Raw genomic sequence first — 18,899 nt, 5'->3', positions numbered from 1 at the left:
TTTATCTTATCTATGATAATTATTTCTTATTTATCTTATCTATTATAATCTTTTTATTTATCTCATCCATAATCTAAATCTTCACTAACTTAAATCTTCACCAATAAAACAAAGTATCATGATAAATACTCACATCTATCACAATACTTTATTTTGCTATCTATTTAAAACTAATATACCAATATACAAAATAGCCATTAGCCTTATACATATTAAATTAAACCCAATAAACTTACCCCATAACATCATTATACCTATCTAAAGATGCTACCTTATCTAAAAATAGTATGATAAATACAGCACACCAAAAGGTCAATTTGACCTTTTTTCTTCTATAGTTTTTATTTATATCATCAGTCTTATCCTCGTTTTATGTAGACCCTTATTCTAACAAACTTATATAATCCTTATACAATACATATATAGTTTATTTTAACCATAATATTGAATACTGCTTATCTTTAAAATATAAACGCTATTGTATCTATCTAAAATCAACCTTAGAAAAATTTTATTTGAGTATATGATTCTGACCTCTTGTAAGCTTTTATAATATCTTTCATATTCGTCAAAATACCATAACGTCTACATTCTTCATTTAATAACTTTTCACAATAATCTTTATTTGGGATATTACATACATAATTCAAACCATACATTTTTTGATACTTAAGTGCTAATTCTGGAGATATATTTTTTAAATGCTTATAAAAAAACTCTCTCTGACCACTACGCATTGTCACTCCATACATACAATAAATAAATTTTGCATTAGCCTTATATGCTTTCTCCACAATCGCTCTTATTTCATCTTTATTATCAGTCAAAAATGGTAACATAGGAGTCAATAATATACCACAAAAAATTCCAGCATCATTAAGTTCCTTTACCGCTTCAAATCGTACAGAACTTGGATTTACGCTGGGTTCTATTTTTTTTGATAACTCGTCATTTGCCGTGGTTATAGTTACCTTTACAATAGCAGAATTATTTGTTTTGATTTTCTGTAAAATAGGTATATCCCTAACTACCAAGCTACTTTTGGTATCAATAGAAACACCAAAATGATTTTCTGCAATTAGATTCAATGCTTGTTTAGTAATACAAAGCTCCTTTTCAAAAGGATTATATGTATCAGACATGGAACCAATACCTACTACCCCTTTTTTCCTTTTTGAACGCAATTCTTTACTTAAAATTTCTATCACATTTTCCTTATATCTAACTTGGTCAAAATTTTCTATGTTGTATATTGTACTACGACTATCACAGTATATACATCCATGGGGACAACCGCGATAGAGATTCATATTATAATCAATTCCAAACCATCTTGTATTTTCAAATTTAACTTTTTGTAAAATTTGTTTTGCTGGTATACTCTCAATCATTCTCTTATACCTGATTCCTTTATATAATTTTTTAATATAAAAACCATAGTAGTTTTCAGATTATCTTTTATAAGTTATTAAACATACACTTATAATTTCCTGCTAATTTTTTGTAGTAGTTACTGTCTTTTTACTCAATTAAAATTATACATCTAGTTTAAAATCCAACTTACCTTGTTCTACACCATTAACAATAAGTATAACGGAATGTATACCTGGGTAATGTCTCCTTACACTTACATCTGCAAATGAATGTTTTCTTCTGTATAACTTCTTATCATTTTCTTTTAATGAAACTTCTGATATTTTAAATATCTTTCTATTCCTTTTACCATTGGATTTCACATAATCAATTCCATATTCGAGCCTTGTTTTTGTAGCTTTCTTTGCTAAAATAGTAAATGAAAAAATTAAATCCTCTCCAATAGAAAAAACTGGTGTGTCTAATACAAAGTCCTGAATATCTATTGAAGTAGTATCATCGTATCCAAAAAGAGCTAATACATCACGATTACCTTTTTTTAATAGAGTTCTGCAACCGTGTTTTAAAATCCAGTTAGTGTATTCATTTTTTCCATACCAATCCTGTGCAAGATTGATAACTAAATCTGGATGTGTTTTGGATATATCGTTTATATTATTAGCAACACTCTTTCGTACGTATAGCGATGTATCAGTCTTGAGTTGTTCCAATATAGGAAGAATAGGTGTAGGGTCTTTTTTAAAACTGGTTATTGCTTGTCCCCAAGGCAACTGAGGACGGCAACCTTCACTTGCGAGTCTTCTGATATGTTCATTTTCATGCTTAGACCATTTATACATCTGTTCCATCATACGTTTTTCATCCTTGATAATAAATACTCTTACAGCAAATTCCGAAGACCAGTATTCAGTATTTCTTTCTAGTGCACTTATAGATAAATCCCAATCTACATCGTCCTGTCCATAAACCTCAACAAAATCTGGAAGAAAAAATGCAATAGAAAAGCCCCTAACTGATTTTTCAAGAATAGAAATAGCCTCTTTATAGTTTGATGGTAAATACTTTCCTAAATTCATACTTATTTTTCTACATCTAGATTTTAACTCTAAATTATCCCATGTTTCATCTATTGTCGATTTTATAAACTCGTCCACTTGAAATGGGTTATAAACCGATTGGATAGCCAATGCAACCTCATGAAGTGACTCGTGATTAAACTTATTTTTTATTAGTAAGTCTGGCATATAACTATTCCTCCTTCTATGTTTGATTTATTAATCATATACCACAGGACAAGACACCAGTGTGTCATATTACTAAATCTTCATCATAAAATATAAATAATCCTCACTATTGTTATATAAATAATATTTCATTATCTTTTATGCTAATTTTTATTCAATAAATTAAGTCCGATTTTCTAATCATTGTCCATACTCTCTTTAGAATAGCTTTTGTCCTATGATTAAACCAGTTTCTCTAATTAGTTTACATACTTTTTTTATACTAGATTTTATTCAATAAATTAAATCCTACTCTCTAATTATTGTCCATACTCTCTTTTAGAGAATCTATCCACGTTTCTAACGCCTGAGCTAGCACTAACTGTTGGTCCAACACTGCTTTTGCTATATCTGGTACATTCGTCTTTATACTTATGTTTTCCTCAATAGTTTTCTTTAACTCTTGTATATTTTCCTCAATGTTTTTAATACATAATTTCTGTTTTTCTGGTGTAAGACTATTTAAATTTACTATGACAGCATTAAAATCTAAAAGCATATTTATTGGCTTAGAAGCTGTATCAAACATTAAATCTAAAAAATGTTTTTCACCTAATTCAGTTAATGAGTAAACTGCTTTCTCTGGCATTTTCCCCTTCTTCACAGATGTACTTTCAATATATCCCTTCTCTTCTAATTGAATTACTTTTTTATAAATTGATGGTGTACTTATTTTAACCCAACGTGATATTTTTCTATATTCTACCTCTTTTTGAATATCATAAGCACTCTGAGGCTCTTGCTTTACTATACCTAATACGATTAAATCTATTGTAGCCATAAAAATTCTCCTCTCATTTTCTTTCTATTGACAAATACTATAAATTATAGTACTATTTTTCATACTTACTATAATTTATAGTATTATAATTTAGAGTTGATGTCAATAGAAAAGGGGTGTTTAACATGAAAGAAAGCAACAAAAAAATTGAATTATTGGGGTCTGCCCCAATACCAAAAGCATTACTTGCTATGGGATTACCTACTATGATAGGTATGATGATAACTGCATTGTACAATTTAGTAGATGGATACTTTGTAGGCGGACTTGGAACGAGCCAAATGGGTGCTATATCTGTTGCATTTCCATTAGGTCAGCTTGTTGTGGGATTAGGGCTATTGTTTGGAAATGGAGCTGCTTCATACATTGCAAGACTTTTAGGTCATGGTGATAATGAAAAAGCAGGAAAAGTAGCTAGTACATCTATTTACAGTAGTATTATAGTGGGTGCATTAGTCATTATCGTCATTATGATTTTTCTAAATCCCGTTTTAAAATTATTAGGAGCTACAAAAAGTATTATGCCTTATGCCATGGCTTATACTAGCATTTATATAGTATCCTCTATTTTTAATGTATTCAACGTCACTATGACTAATATTGTCACAAGTGAAGGGGCTGCTAAAACAAGTATGTGTGCGATGTTATCTGGTGCATTGCTTAATATGATTTTAGACCCGATATTCATTTATACTTTTGGCATGGGTGTAAAGGGAGCTGCCATTGCAACAGCTATCTCACAGATGATTTCAACGCTTGTATATATAAGATATATTTTCAGCAAGAAAAGTATGTTTAGTTTTAGAATTAGTGAATATTGCTTCTCAAAAGATGTTGTCTCAGAAATTTTAAAGATTGGTGTGCCTACTTTGATATTTCAATTACTAACTAGTCTTGCTATCACATTAACTAATATGGAAGCTGGAAAATATGGTGATTTTGCTATAGCTGGTATGGGTGCAGTGACACGAATAATGTCTCTAGGTAGCCTTATAGTATTTGGCTTTATAAAGGGATTCCAACCAATTGCTGGTTATAATTTTGGTTCAAAAAACTACGATAGATTGCATAGTGCAATAAAAACATCCATACTATGGACTACAATGTTTTGTGTGGTACTTGGTCTTGTAATGGTGTTCTTCCCAAAAGCTATAATCTCACAATTTACAAATGGTGATATGCTATTGATTGAATGTGGAAGTAAATCACTTAGGGCAAATGGACTTTCATTTATGCTATTTGGTTTTTATACAGTGTATTCTACATTATTCCTTGCACTAGGAAAAGCAAAGGAAGGTTGGTTTTTGGGTATGTGTAGACAGGGTGTATGTTTTATCCCTATAATTTTGATTTTTCCTGTATTTTATAAATTAAATGGTATTTTATATGCACAACCAATAGCTGATTTGGTAGCTGCAATAATTGCAGGTTTTATGTCAATAAAACTACATAAAGAACTTAAACTTTTAAAAACAGACTCTATCTTTTAAAATATAAATAAATTTTAAAAGATATATTAACTGTTAAATCTATTTTTAATATCTATTGTGTAGATTCTTCATATATATGCTTTCATTCAATATCTATTATGGAGATTCCTCATATATATGCTTTCATTCAACATCTATTGTATAGATTCTTCATATATATTTTTATTCAATAAGTAAAACTATTGTATATCTTTCATAAGCTCAAAGAATTATATGGTAAGTACACTATCATATAGTTCTTTCTGCTTACTAGATATACCTAAATTCATGTATTTCTTACTTCATATAATAACTGCAATCTATAATTATATTAATATATAAACCACTCACCTATTTATATAATTTACTCATTAATAGGCAAGAATATAGGTATTGTCATATTTTTTCCATACAAATCATACTATTAATATCCACTTAAACAATCATACTAATAAACTACTTGTTATTTTATCCATTCACTTGTATCATGGGATTATAAGATTTTAAGAAAGGAGCCATTACATGATTTCACAAAATGATATTGATATACTTACACACAGTTTGCCGTTTTGGGATAAACTCACTGATTTACAAAAAGAGTTATTGATTACTTCAGCAAACATCTCCCATTATAAAAAAGGAACTCCCATACATTGTGGTGATAGCGACTGTATTGGCGTTTTAATTATAAAGTCTGGAACAATACGTACATACATACTTTCAGATGAAGGTCGTGAGGTTACACTCTTCCGTCTTGATAATGGTGATACATGTATTTTATCGGCTTCATGTATTTTAAAAACAATAACTTTTGATGTATATGTAGATGCAGAAACAGACTGCGATATTATACAGATTAGTTCATCTGTTTTTTCAAAACTATCTACAGAAAATATCCATGCAGAATTATTTTCACATAAATTAGTTACTGAACGTTTTTCTGATGTTATGTGGGCAATGCAACAAATTCTCTTTATGAGTTTTGATAAACGTTTGGCGTCTTTTCTAATTGATGAAATAGCTAAGAACAACAGCAACACTATAAATCTAACTCATGAGCAAATTGCTAAGTATATGGGTAGTGCCAGAGAAGTTGTATCTAGAATGTTAAAGTATTTTGCTAGTGAAGGTATTGTGTCTTTATCTCGTGGCGGGATAAAAGTATTGGATAAGGATAAACTTCGTTCTTTGACATTATAAGCACAAGAGATTCTATTTTAGAATGTCTTGTGCTTATTTGATATTTACATTTAACTTTATACTATATTTTATTTATATTTAATTTTATACTTTCTCTATATTTGTATTTAACTTTATACTATATCTTCTCTATATTTAACCTTATACTACATTTTTTTGATATTTGTATTTAACTTTACTTTTATATAGTTTTATATTTTACTATTGTTCAAATATAAAACTATGTCAATAATACTAATATAAGTCACTTATCCCAATAACATTGAAAATACACATGGATTTATACAACTATATATACATATTATAAACCTCAAAAAATTCCTCAGATGTAATCGTGTCTAACCACTCTTTAGAAGGATATAGAAACTTATATTGATTGTTTTTAACAAGACTATCATCTACAGTATCATAAATACAAGATAATAAGGATGCAGACTTCACAAAAAAATTACAAAACTCTTTAGATAAAATTGCGTCCAATACTTCTATCATCGTTTTCTCATCTAAAGACTTATTTGCAGCAATGTAAGATGGTAACGCTATAGCTCCATCATCAGGATACGACATAAACAAATCTTTATCATTAGCACGTTTTGCATATATACTAGGAGTTATAGCTAGCCTATCAGAACCATTTTTTACATCATTAAACGATTGTATTGGCATATCTAATATAGTTGAATTAGATAAAAATCTTTCAACATACTCTTTTCCATACTTACTCCATATGGCTTTAACAATAGATTTTGCACCAGAATTGTTTATCCCACCAATGACAGTTTTTGTATTAGTATCAATTACAGTCTTTATAGAATCTGCTAAACCCTTATAGTTATTGTTATAAGAAAATACTAATGGTATAACTAAAAATGGAAGCAATCTCTCATCAAAATATATAGGTGATGATTTAATCTCACTTTTAATATTAAAATAATTTGACAATGGATATAATTCACTTGAAAATTTTGAATATATACTGTTATCTTCATATACTTCCAAATCCGTAGAAACTATAATATCAGGAATTACAGAGTCTGACTTTTTCAGATACTCATTTAATTTATAAGGATAACCTATACCAAAATACGTTACCTCTAGATTAATACCTTTTTCTTTTAAAGATATTATTAAATTATCTAAATAGTTTTTCTCATATTTATGAAGTATACAAATGTTACTCCAATACAGTTTAACATTTCTCATAAAGAGTTTCTCCTTTTCTTAATTTATATTGACATTCTAGTTGAAATTCATATATATCTTTGAGTTTATCTAATATTGCTCTTTCTTCTTTAGTTTTGTTGATTACCTTAAAGATTGAACCATTTTTCATTATTATCCTTTTTTCTCCCATCAATGCTGTATGTGGGTCATGTGTAACTATAAATATTAGCTTATCATTCTTCAATAAAATGTCTAAAGCAACATTTTTATTTATTCCAGCATTCTCTATTTCATCTATTAAAATAATAGGATTATTTGAAATAAGAGCAACATCTGCAATCATTAATGCACGAGTCTGTCCACCACTCAATGATGTAAGTTCCTGAGATAATGAAATAGGTTCTGCCGTTATTGAATTTGCTACATCCAACACTTCTTTTATTGAAACAGAAGTATTATTTTTACACTCTTTATGAATAACTAAAAACTCCTCAACTGTAGAATCAAGGACAAATCTCATATTTTGACTAAGATGAGAAATGAGCTTTGTAGAAAATTTATTGCGTTCTTCAATAGGGACTTCCATATTATCAATAACTACTTTTCTATTAGTTAAAGAATCTTTATTTACAAACTGCTCTATATCTTTAATTAGCCTACTCTTACCAGAACCTGTATTCCCCACAATAGAATAAATATGACCTCTGTAAAAAGTTAGAGATTCAAAGTCCTCTGTATCCCCAAACTTATTCTTTCCAGGATATATGGTTATACTTTTCATTAAAATTCACCCCTAAAATTAATTTTAGAAACTACCCCTTGTTGGAATTCATCACCAATCCTACACTCTCCAATACAATAAGAACATACCCCACTTGGCATTGTGTGTCTTAATAAATGTTCGTCATTATTTGTAAGATTAGCATTTTTTATATAGTTTGAAATCAACTCTACACCAAAACCAACTAACCCATCAATAAAAAATATATTCGAGTTAGGATTTATTTTTTTTATATTAAATGATATTATCTCTCTTTCTGCTTGTGATACCATATCTATTTTACTTAAGACTATAGCATCACTTTCACTCAACATAGGTCCTAGTTTTTGAGGAGTACTAAAACTAGATGTACAATCACAGACACATATATGTAGTGTTTTGTTGGTTGCAGGTGAACATCTATTGCAAAGTCCAGCAGTTTCTATTAGCAAAATATCACTATCTTTATTTTTAGCCCAAAGTATAAGTTCATTTATATTTGAAATAAGAAAATGGTCTGGACAGATATCCTTACTAAGTCCAACAATATAAGGTATATTCAATTTTTTATATATTAAATCATCATCAGTGGCTAAGCAATCAATCTTGCAGATTGAAGGTTTAAGTCCAGTAGCTTTTAAATACGGAATTAAGTGCTTTATTAAAGCAGTCTTCCCTACAGAAGATGAACCAGAAATTAGTATTGTTTTCATGGTTTATATAAAATCTCCTTTCATATTTTGTTAAGAGATATAATAGCATTAGATACATATAAAAACTGTATCAAATGAGACAATTAATAAATAAACTCTATTGAAAATAATTATCAATATTGTTGTAATTTGGTAAATACTATGATATTATTTCAATCAAAGTGAATATTTATCAGAAAAGGTGATGACTTTGAGTGAAAAAGAAGTACTAACAAATAGTAAATTATTTTCTGAAAGATACATTATAGAAGATAAGATAAAGACAAAACATTATAAGAAAGGTCAATTTATAAGCGATTTTTTTGATAAAGAGTATTATGTAGGTGTGATTAAAACAGGACAAGTATCTATATATTGTATATCAAGTGATGGAAGTGAAGTTAACATGTCTATTATAAAGGAAGGCGATGTTTTTGGAATTTCCAATATATTTGATGAGGAATCTTTAGATACTGTACTAAAGTGCAAAAGTAATGTTTCTGTAGTTTTTTATCCCAAAAAACACTTTATAGAAATGATGAAGTCAGATACCACTGTTGCTTTAGAATATTCAAGATACTGTAATAGAAAGATACAATTTTTACTGAGAAAGATAGAATTTTTAAATATACAATCTAGTAAAAAGAAGATTATTGAATACTTGCTAGAAAAAAACGGTAAAAATGGCATTGTTTTATTAGAATGTTCTAAAGAAGAATTGAGTAAAAGACTTCATGTAAGTCGAGCATCTTTATATAGGGAGTTGCAGTCATTACAAAGTGAAAATTGCTTAGAATTTAATAAAAGGAGTATAAAAATATTGAATAAAGAAAAATTAACACAGATTCTATATGAAATATAATATTAAATAATAAGGAGGAAAGTTTTATGAAAAAGAAATTATCAATATTATTACTAGTATCATTAATAACTGTTTCGTTGGCAGGATGTGCGTCAAAACCACAAGAGACACAGGAAAAGAAAGAACCTGAGATAGTTGCTAAAGTAACAGCACTAAAGGGACCTACAGGAATGGGAATGGTTAAAATGATTAGTGACGAAAATGATAAAAAAGAAAAGGATTATGAATTTACAATAGCAAATTCTGTTGATGAAATTACACCTAAACTAATTAACAAGGAAATAGATATTGCTGCTATTCCAGCAAATCTATCATCTGTTTTGTATAATAATAGTAAAGGTGAAGTAGAAACTCTAGCAATTAACACATTAGGAGTCTTATACATAATTGAAAATGGAAATTCTATAAACAATGTAAATGATTTAAAAGGAAAAACGATTTACGCTAGTGGTAAGGGGTCAACTCCTGAGTATGCTTTGAATTACATATTGAAAGAAAATGGAATTAATCCGTCTGAAGATGTCAACATAGAGTATAAATCAGAACATACAGAGTGTCTGGCAGCATTATTAAATAACAAAGATGGAATAGCATTGCTCCCAGAACCATTTGTAACAACAGCATTGACTAAGAGCGACAACCTAAGAGTAGCTTTAGATTTGACAAAAGAATGGGATAATTTAAATAAAGATAAAAATATTGAAAGTGCTTTAACAACAGGAGTTGTTGTTGCACGAAAAGAATTTGTTGAAAAATACCCAGAAAAGGTTAAGAGCTTCTTAGAAGAATACAAGAAGTCAGTTGATTTTACAAATAAAGATATAGATGAAGCTTCAAAACTTATTGAGAAAAATGAAATAGTACCAGCAGAAGTAGCAAAAAAAGCAATACCAAAATGCAATATAACATTTATAGATGGTACTACAATGAAAACTACACTAAACAATTACTTAAAAGTACTTTATGAAGCTAATCCAGAGTCAATAGGAGGAAAGATGCCAGGTGAAGATTTCTACTACATCCAAGAAAATTAGTAAAGCTCATATACTAGCAATAATCTTTTGGCTTACAGTTTGGCAAATAGGTAGTATGATAATTGGTCAGGAGATACTTTTAGTATCTCCTTTTTCAGCTTTAAAAAGATTATTAGAATTATCTACAAGCTTTGAGTTTTGGGAATCCATACTCTTTTCTTTTATGAAAATAACAACAGGATTTATACTAGCTTTTATTGTAGGGATAGTAGTTGCAATAATAGCATCGAGTAAAAAAAATTTTAGGATACTTGTTGAACCATTGATACTTACAATACAATCTATACCCGTAGCTTCATTTATAATACTCTCTCTAATATGGATATCTTCAAAGAACTTGTCCATTTTTATATCTTTCTTGATGGTGTTACCAGTAGTATATAGCAATATTCTAAATGGGATAAATAGTATATCTAGAGAGCTGAATGATATGGCAAAAGTATTTAAGGTGAGCAAAATAAAAAAAGTAAGGTACATATATTTATCTGAGGTAGCACCCTACATAAGAGCGGCATGTAGTGTTTCTTTAGGGTTGTGTTGGAAATCCGGGATAGCAGCAGAGATAATAGGTATGCCAGCTAATTCTATAGGTGAAAAACTATATAAGGCTAAGGTATATTTGAATACTCCAGATTTATTTGCATGGACTATAGTTATAATTATAATAAGTATTTGCTTTCAAAAGGGATTTTTGTCATTGATAGATTATTTATTAAAAAGATTAGAGATAAACTAGATTAAAAAGATTGGAGATAGGCTAGATGGATATAGTAATTGAGAATCTAAGCAAAAAATATAATGATAAGATTATTTTAAATAACTTTAGTAATACTTTTAAAGATAATTCTATAACTTTTATAACTGGAACATCTGGAGTTGGCAAAACAACATTAATAAGAATATTGATGGGTCTAGAGAAAGCAGATAGTGGAAAAATTACAGGTATCAGTCATAAAAAGATTAGTGCAGTATTTCAAGATGATAGTTTATGTGAAAATCTAAGTGTGTTGTTAAATATAAAGTTAGTTTGTGAGAATTTGGGGAATTTAGAAATTGAAAATGCTTTAGAAGTATTGGATTTGAAGGGTTGTATCAATAAAAGGGTCAGAGAATTAAGTGGAGGTATGAAAAGAAGGATAGCAATATTAAGAGCTTTGTTGTATGATTTTGACTTGCTTATAATGGATGAGCCTTTTAAAGGACTGGATATGGAAACTAAGTATAAGGTTATGGATTTTGTTATAGGTAGGCTGGAAAATAAGAGTGCTATAATAATTACTCATGATATGGATGATATAAAATATTTTAGAAGTCATAAGGAATCAATAATTGATTTTAAGATGCCTTTGATATATTGATTTTATAGTGTTTTTAAGATATTGATTTTAAAATACTTCCTCTATAAGAAGTATTTTTATAGACTAAAAACAAGATGGCATTTATAGTCAATTATGTTGATGAATAGAAATGTATTCCTAAATATTACTGGAAATTTCCTACTCCAGTAATATTTTTTATTTTAAAATATTAATAATAGTATTTTTTATGTATTTATTCAAAATCTACCTCAATATTTTCAAGGTCTTTTTCGCTGATATTCAAATCTTCCATAAGTTTATAAGTTCATTTCTTGGTATCAATTCTGATTCTGTTAGACTCTTCATTCTATTTTCTGTTTCAAGTAGAAGCTTACAATCAAATCTAGATTTTTGAACTATCATATTAAGCATATTAGCCATTAGTAAGTCTCTATTGTTTAACATATTATACCTCCTAAAAATCTATTCTATGTATATTATAGTGCCTTACTAAATCAAAAAGAAGCATAAACAAGTTTATTTTATACAAACCCTATCTATGCTCCCACACTCATATACTTATCACATCTATTCAAATATATTACTCATCTTACACCTATTCAACTTTAAACATTAAACCTCTTAAGTCTTCACAAAAACTCTTTCTATACAGACTTACTCTTCGCCTTACATACCATCTGAGTCATAGTACCCATAGGACAATAAACGCACCATGAACGAGGCTTAAACAATACCATCGTAATCAAACCAAGGACAGTTGATGTAAGCATAACACTATAAAAACCGAAAGCAAACTGCACCACCCAAGGTGAAACCAAAGTCCCATGATACGCCCACTGCCAAGGCATCTTTATAGTCCACAACAGAGTCACTACCTCTTTAAGATTTCTACTGCCTTCAAATACTAAATAAGTTGAAAAAAGCATATTAATAAACATCACCATAAAAAATGTCAAAAATCCATATCTAAACCACTTACTTCTAATAAATTTAGGAATATCTTTATTTCTTGACAGCTTTAATTTATTTCCAAGTAAATTAAACAATTGCCCTCTTCCACAATACTTATTACAATACGCTTTATTTCCCTTAACAATAGAAATAATTAGTGGCACAAAGAAACAAATTAGTCCAATCCAAGCGAAAATAATATTTACAAATCCCAATATCAAATATATTGAAGAAAAAATCCATAAATAATCATACCAATGTTTTTTATTATTCATGACACTTACCTTCTTCCTCTTTTAATATTGTTATAATCTCAATCACAGATGCTGGACATGTCTTTTCACAGATACCACACCCAACACATAAGTCTCTATCAATTTTTGCACTAATACCATGTGGAACTGATATAGCACCTCTTGGACATACTTTTATACAGCTTCCACAAGCTACGCACTCATTTTCTAAAATATTTGCATACTTCTTTTTTTTATTAGACATAATAACCTCCCTATATTATTAATCTATAAGAATTATATCAATATATTCGCTTTTTATCTGTGACTTAATCACATAAAATGCTAATATTGAAGATTGTATCCTAGTTATAGAAAGTCTTTAAATGAAAAAACGATATGAATTTATCTAATTTAACTTCATATCGTCTCTTCTTCTGTTTATTTATATAAATATTTATTATATAATCTTTGACATAGTTATAATATTTTCTTATATATTTCTATAACTTTATGCACAATCTTATCCTATTAATTACAGTCTAAATCTCTCTATTAGCTCTAACCTTACACACATTTTTACTCTATTACCCACAGTTTAACCTATCTATAAGATATAACTTTATACACAATCCTACTATATTATTCACAGTTTAAACCTGTCTATACTCGTAACTTTATACACATATTACTTCATAAATCACACATCATATTCTTATATAAACTTTCACTACAAACGCTACTTTACCTTATTAATATAGTTTAATATCTTAAAATATTATATATTCTTAACTATCCATCCCACTTTACCTTACTAATCAAATCCTTCTCTTTTACATACTCATAATCTTATACACAACTTTACCTTGTTGACCATACATTTAACTCACATATAACTCCAACTTTATTCACAAAATCATGATACTAATCACACTTAGATTCATCTATAACCTTAAACTTATACACAATTTTAATCTGTTAATCACAATTTCACCCCAACTATATTAGCCTATATTTTATGAAATATCTGAAGCTCCCATGAATAAAGTCACAGGGTTCCTGCTTTATAAAATTTTGCATAATCAAAATTGCCTTCTCCAAATCAACTCTATTTTTTTCTTACAATATACCTGACATTAATAACGCTCATATCAAACATTCTCGCTAATTCCATATAATTTTTTCCATTAAACAACTTAATCATAAGCTCATTTCTAGCATTTTTTAAAGCACCTTCCATTGTCTTAATATAAAAATATGTTCCCCCACTTTGTTGACACAACTTAAGATACTCCAGCAAATTATACTTATGTAATTCTTTTGGAATACTCACTTCTATCTTGTGTTCTTCAAGTAATTCTATAATCTTCTCTAATTCTAGCATATTTTCACCTCATATTTTATATTATGTTTCATGTTCCTCGACTTTCAATAAGCTCATTATCGCTATCCTATTGACCTAATACTTTAGCTCCTGAAAATGTAACTTATCCCCAAAGTAACAAAAATGCTTATGCTTCGTCTGTCCATCTCTACACTTTGCAACTATTAAATCAACCATCTTGATTCCCCTGTATTCTGACTCCCTGACTGCTTCCTCACTTTCTCCTATATCCTTAACTGCTTCTTCATAATCACTCCCTTTTAATTGATGTATATAAACCACATTGTTGCTATCGTGGTAGATAGCTTTACTATCCCTCATAGGTCTATCCCCATAAGGTCTTGAATCTTTCATTTCATCATTTAACTGACTTAATTGAATTATTGGTATATCAAAATCCAAAGTCATATTTTTAAGCTCTCTAGAAAATGTAGCTACTTCTCTTTCCCTTTTATCCATACTTTTCTGAGATGTAAGGAGTTGCACGTAATCCACTATTAATAAATCTGGCTTTACCTGCCTTATCCTCTTTCTAATTGAACTAATTGTATCTATCTTGTCATTTATATAAATTAAGTTATTCTCACTCAAATCCCCTATTGCATGTACAATAAGCTTCCAATCATTTTCATTTATCTCCTTAGATTTCATATCCCTTGTACTTACACCTGTTACCCTACATATATTTCTCATAAATACTTGCTCACTAGTCATCTCTCTACTTATAAACAAAGTCTTTTTTCCTTGCTTAAATGAATTTAGCATTATTTGAAGTGCTAAAGCAGTCTTTCCAACTCCAGATTTAGCTGCTATAGTAGTTAATTCCCCTTTAAAAAGCCCACCTATAGTAGCATCAAGTAATTTTATACCAAATTTAAAACCAACTTCTTTATCATTTTCCAAGAAATCTAGTACCTTTTCTGCAATACTATGTACATCGTCATTTTCATGGGTATCTTTATCTAAAATTTCTTTCATATTATTTTCAAACTTGTATATACAGGTATCTATGTTTTCTCCAAGGTTTAGACTATGCAAAAGGTTTTGACAGTTTTGATTTATACTTCTTCTTGCCAAGTTTTCTTTTAAAATCTTAATATGACTATCAAGCCCAAAACTCTTCCCCCAAGTGATTAGATTAGTTAAGTCACTTGTTTTTATTGCTAGAGATTTTTTATCTATCTTAGATTTTACAGTAGCCACATCAATCACTATATTTTCTTTTTTAAGCTCTTTCATAATTTTAAATATCTCAAGACATATATTTTCCATAAACATGTCCTCACTTAATTCATCTAGCTTATAGTTTAATTTATTGTCTAAAAGAATTGTGCCTAAAATAGACTGTTCTATTTCAACATCTTTTGATTTACCCATATAAATTAATCTCACTTTCTTCATAAGTTTTTATATTTTAATTTTTAAGTACATTATCAGTTATAAATACATTATTCATTATGATATGATACGCTGTTTGTCATGAATATATGGTTAGTTATAATACTATTGTTAGTTATGAATACATTATTAGAATAAAAATACATTGCTAGTTATAGATATATTATTCATTATGATATGATACACTGTTTGTTATGAATATATTGTTAGTTATAATACTATTATTAGTTATGAATACATTATTAGAATAAAAATACATTACTAGTTATAGATATATTATTCATTATGATATGATACGCTGTTTATTATGAATATATTGTTAGTTACAATACTATTGTTACTTGTGAATACATTATTAGAATAAAAATACATTGCTAGTTATAAATACATTATTCATTATGATATGATACGCTGTTTGTTATGAATACATTGTTAGTTACAACACTATTGTTAGTTATGAATACATCATTAGAATAAAAATACATTGCTAGTTATAGATATATTATTCATTATGATATGATACGCTGTTTGTTATGAATATATTGTTAGTTACAATACTATTAGTTATGAATACATTATTAGACTAATTAAATTTCACATATAGGATTCCAGTATCTTACATTTTCATGTTTTTTCCTCTCACGACTACTGTTATCATACGTTGTATAATTAGAATATCCATAACTCCAATTGTCATGATTACTGCCTTCTTTACACTGATAAATATTGTTTTGACTTTTTATAGATATGTTTTCATTCACATATGATTCAAACTTATAGCTAAATAAAGTTTCTGGTCTTATATACATTTCCATTATGGTATTTTTCCACTTAGCTACTTTTACCTCAATAACTCTGTAGAAATCTTCTAAGACATAACCTTCTTTTAGCCTTTCATTGATAAGTTTTATGCTTGTTGGAGAATTGAATTTAAAGTTCTTTCCTGATTTTTTATTTAGCATATTTATAATGCTTTGCTGTATATTTTTTTTATTAAATTTATTTAAAGACTCTTTTTTATTTGTTACAGATTTAGTTTCTTTTTGTATATCATGAGTGTTATTAAAGGAATTGTTTTTACTCATCATACCTACATCACTGGAAACTTTACTATTACTAGGTTTTATAACATTTTTATTCTGATTATTTCCTGTAGTATTACCAATTCTTTTACATGTGTCATTGTATGTATCATTAAGGTCTAGATTTATTGACTCTGATAGTGGGTTAGAATTTTTCCCTTTTGATTTTTTTATATTAGAATGTTCATTGATATAATTTTTGATAGTGTTAATATTAGAAATGGATTTATTAATTATAGTATCTTTGTTATGGAAATTATTATGACTATATTCTGTATTGCCAGTATCATTAGACAACTCCTTATTATTGTTATACTCAACCCCTACATTCACACCACTATTAAAATCATCATTAAACTCATCACATCTGACATCACAATCAAATTCTATATTACTGTCAACAAAATCGCCATTAACATTACCCTCTATGTCACTGTCCTCAGATAAGTTTCCATCAAATTCTATGCTGATATAGCTATATATAGAATGAGATTTCCCTTTTACACCTTTAGATACCAACTTTATTATTCCTAAATCCAAAAACTCTCTTACAAGCCTACTTATAGTAGAAATAGAAAGGTGTAAATCTGTAGCAGTTCTTCTCACTGTCATATAAAATTGACCCATTGGTAAAGTACCTTGAAGCCTTTGTATATTTTCCTTTCTCATTATATAATGATTGAATCTTATTTTGTTAATATCATTCTTTATATCAAAACCCAATACCACTGAATTCAATTTGTAAAATCCATTACTCATCTCTGTTTCCCCCATTTCTATTAATAAGTGCTTGTGATATGATAATTATTATTTTTATATAAATAACATAATATTTTAAATATAAATATATATTTATTTTAATATTTTTTTAATTACACAATTAATTCCTTAAAATATCTATTTATATCCTTAAATATACAATATATTATGTCATATTAATTTATATTTTTTTATTTATATAGCTTATTTATTGTTTTTTCCCCTTTGTACAAGCAATTGTATCATTTTATCTATTTTTTAGCCAACAAATATTTTCGACTATTTTCTTTATATTCTCAATATATCTCCAGTATCTAACAAATTCTTTTACAGAATATACAATGTATTTAAATTAAAAAGTAATAAATTTGCTTAATTTGTCTAAAAAAAACTTTGCAAAATGTCTTTTCTATCTTTTACCCTTAGACTTTATAAGACACTTTGTATTATATTTTATATACCATTTTCATTCAGTATTCGCTTAATATTACCTACACACATATTATACTTAGCAGCCAATTCATTGTAATTTACTCCATTAAACTGTCTTACTATCTCCCTATCTCTTGCATATCTAAAAATCCCTTTGCATGTAGGTATATAGGTATTTGTCCCTCCATACAACTTAGTAATCTCTATAAACTTATCAATTCCAACTATTTCTATCATTGCATGGAACTGAACTGGTATATCTTCCAATTTTACTTTCATAAACTACACTCCCCTTTAAAATGTTTTTGTAGCCTTAACAAAGTTTAGTACTTTTAACAATTTTTTTCATAATCTAATAACTTTGTTGGCTTTAATAAAGATTTTACTGGTTTAAAGGTAAAATGTTAATATTGGACTTTTAACTTTTTTATTTAAAGATTAAATTTAATAATTTTTTTAACATAATATCTAACCCTTATTACTTAACTTTAAACACCTAGAATTTTATACAATAATAGCTCAACCCATAGAAAAATACACAAATTCTATATCAAAACCATTAAAAACTTATCTCCAAACATAACATATAAATTAACCAAATATACATATATCAAAAATTTTCCAATAAAAATTTACACAAATAATCTTAAGAAATTACTGTTTAACTCCGATATTATCTTAGATGATAGTATTATAGTTACCAAAGAAAGTCGACAAATCTT

General features: G+C 28.0%; 19 protein-coding genes. 6 read left to right on the top strand and 13 right to left on the bottom strand.

What is annotated here, in order from left to right; all coding sequences use genetic code 11:
* Positions 1-500: 500 nt before the first annotated feature.
* The 3 genes from ACTG44_RS03530 to ACTG44_RS03520 form a co-directional block, all read right to left on the bottom strand.
* Positions 501-1,391 (bottom strand): SPL family radical SAM protein, encoded by an 891-nt coding sequence (locus ACTG44_RS03530; protein WP_479921291.1) that lies wholly within the window; start codon positions 1,389-1,391, stop codon positions 501-503.
* 144 nt (positions 1,392-1,535) lie between these two features.
* Positions 1,536-2,618 carry a DNA alkylation repair protein gene (locus tag ACTG44_RS03525; RefSeq protein WP_479921290.1) on the bottom strand — a complete coding sequence of 361 codons (1,083 nt, stop codon included), beginning with the start codon at positions 2,616-2,618 and terminating at the stop codon, positions 1,536-1,538.
* 295 nt (positions 2,619-2,913) lie between these two features.
* Positions 2,914-3,438 (bottom strand): PadR family transcriptional regulator, encoded by a 525-nt coding sequence (locus tag ACTG44_RS03520; RefSeq protein WP_479921289.1) that lies wholly within the window; start codon positions 3,436-3,438, stop codon positions 2,914-2,916.
* Between the two features lie 125 nt (positions 3,439-3,563).
* Between ACTG44_RS03520 and ACTG44_RS03515 the strand changes: the two genes are divergently transcribed.
* Both ACTG44_RS03515 and ACTG44_RS03510 read left to right on the top strand, forming a co-directional pair.
* Positions 3,564-4,928: an MATE family efflux transporter gene (locus ACTG44_RS03515; protein ID WP_479921288.1), complete on the top strand. Its 1,365-nt coding sequence runs from the start codon at positions 3,564-3,566 to the stop codon at positions 4,926-4,928.
* A 540-nt stretch (positions 4,929-5,468) separates the two neighbouring features.
* Positions 5,469-6,107, top strand: a complete 639-nt coding sequence (locus tag ACTG44_RS03510; protein ID WP_479921287.1) for a Crp/Fnr family transcriptional regulator — start codon at positions 5,469-5,471, stop codon at positions 6,105-6,107.
* A gap of 288 nt (positions 6,108-6,395) precedes the next feature.
* Here the strand turns inward: ACTG44_RS03510 and ACTG44_RS03505 are convergent, their stop codons facing one another.
* From ACTG44_RS03505 to ACTG44_RS03495, 3 genes are read right to left on the bottom strand one after another with little or no spacing between them, the layout of a single operon-like run.
* Entirely contained in the window at positions 6,396-7,310 is a 915-nt protein-coding gene (locus tag ACTG44_RS03505) for a type 2 periplasmic-binding domain-containing protein (RefSeq protein WP_479921286.1), read from the bottom strand.
* On the bottom strand, positions 7,297-8,052 hold the full coding sequence (locus ACTG44_RS03500) for an ATP-binding cassette domain-containing protein (protein ID WP_479918157.1): 756 nt from the start codon (positions 8,050-8,052) through the stop codon (positions 7,297-7,299). The genes ACTG44_RS03505 and ACTG44_RS03500 overlap by 14 nt, the downstream gene beginning before the upstream one ends.
* Positions 8,052-8,744: a GTP-binding protein gene (locus ACTG44_RS03495; RefSeq protein ID WP_479921285.1), complete on the bottom strand. Its 693-nt coding sequence runs from the start codon at positions 8,742-8,744 to the stop codon at positions 8,052-8,054. Before ACTG44_RS03495 ends, ACTG44_RS03500 begins: the two co-directional genes overlap by 1 nt.
* Before the next feature lie 190 nt (positions 8,745-8,934).
* Between ACTG44_RS03495 and ACTG44_RS03490 the strand changes: the two genes are divergently transcribed.
* Genes ACTG44_RS03490 through ACTG44_RS03475 form a run of 4 tightly spaced genes read left to right on the top strand, consistent with a single transcriptional unit; the run spans position 8,935 to position 11,977 of the window.
* Positions 8,935-9,585, top strand: a complete 651-nt coding sequence (locus tag ACTG44_RS03490) for a Crp/Fnr family transcriptional regulator (RefSeq protein ID WP_479918155.1) — start codon at positions 8,935-8,937, stop codon at positions 9,583-9,585.
* A 26-nt stretch (positions 9,586-9,611) separates the two neighbouring features.
* A complete protein-coding gene (locus ACTG44_RS03485; RefSeq protein ID WP_479921284.1) occupies positions 9,612-10,619 on the top strand; it encodes an ABC transporter substrate-binding protein in 1,008 nt (335 codons plus the stop codon).
* Positions 10,588-11,355 (top strand): ABC transporter permease, encoded by a 768-nt coding sequence (locus ACTG44_RS03480; RefSeq protein ID WP_479918153.1) that lies wholly within the window; start codon positions 10,588-10,590, stop codon positions 11,353-11,355. Before ACTG44_RS03485 ends, ACTG44_RS03480 begins: the two co-directional genes overlap by 32 nt.
* 25 nt (positions 11,356-11,380) lie before the next feature.
* Positions 11,381-11,977 (top strand): ATP-binding cassette domain-containing protein, encoded by a 597-nt coding sequence (locus ACTG44_RS03475; RefSeq protein ID WP_479921283.1) that lies wholly within the window; start codon positions 11,381-11,383, stop codon positions 11,975-11,977.
* Positions 11,978-12,217: 240 nt separating this feature from the next.
* Here the strand turns inward: ACTG44_RS03475 and ACTG44_RS03470 are convergent, their stop codons facing one another.
* The 7 genes from ACTG44_RS03470 to ACTG44_RS03440 all read right to left on the bottom strand — a co-directional run bounded on the left by ACTG44_RS03470 (position 12,218) and on the right by ACTG44_RS03440 (position 18,456).
* Entirely contained in the window at positions 12,218-12,382 is a 165-nt protein-coding gene (locus ACTG44_RS03470) for a hypothetical protein (protein WP_479921282.1), read from the bottom strand.
* A gap of 200 nt (positions 12,383-12,582) precedes the next feature.
* Positions 12,583-13,164, bottom strand: a complete 582-nt coding sequence (locus ACTG44_RS03465; RefSeq protein WP_021383294.1) for a 4Fe-4S binding protein — start codon at positions 13,162-13,164, stop codon at positions 12,583-12,585.
* Positions 13,157-13,387, bottom strand: coding sequence for a 4Fe-4S dicluster domain-containing protein (locus tag ACTG44_RS03460; protein WP_167640312.1), 231 nt, complete (start codon positions 13,385-13,387; stop codon positions 13,157-13,159). Before ACTG44_RS03460 ends, ACTG44_RS03465 begins: the two co-directional genes overlap by 8 nt.
* Before the next feature lie 843 nt (positions 13,388-14,230).
* On the bottom strand, positions 14,231-14,506 hold the full coding sequence (locus ACTG44_RS03455; protein ID WP_021383291.1) for a Mor transcription activator family protein: 276 nt from the start codon (positions 14,504-14,506) through the stop codon (positions 14,231-14,233).
* A gap of 75 nt (positions 14,507-14,581) precedes the next feature.
* The gene (locus ACTG44_RS03450) at positions 14,582-15,907 is read right to left on the bottom strand and encodes a replicative DNA helicase (RefSeq protein ID WP_479918149.1); all 1,326 of its coding nucleotides are present in this window, start codon (positions 15,905-15,907) and stop codon (positions 14,582-14,584) included.
* Positions 15,908-16,491: 584 nt separating this feature from the next.
* Positions 16,492-17,745, bottom strand: coding sequence for a conserved phage C-terminal domain-containing protein (locus tag ACTG44_RS03445; RefSeq protein ID WP_479921281.1), 1,254 nt, complete (start codon positions 17,743-17,745; stop codon positions 16,492-16,494).
* A gap of 453 nt (positions 17,746-18,198) precedes the next feature.
* Positions 18,199-18,456 (bottom strand): Mor transcription activator family protein, encoded by a 258-nt coding sequence (locus ACTG44_RS03440; protein ID WP_021383279.1) that lies wholly within the window; start codon positions 18,454-18,456, stop codon positions 18,199-18,201.
* Between the last annotated feature and the right edge of the window lie 443 nt (positions 18,457-18,899).

Source organism: Clostridioides sp. LIBA-2809 (assembly GCF_056688965.1).
The sequence above is the reverse complement of the archived record's forward strand: the minus strand, read 5'-3'. Positions and strand labels throughout refer to the sequence as shown.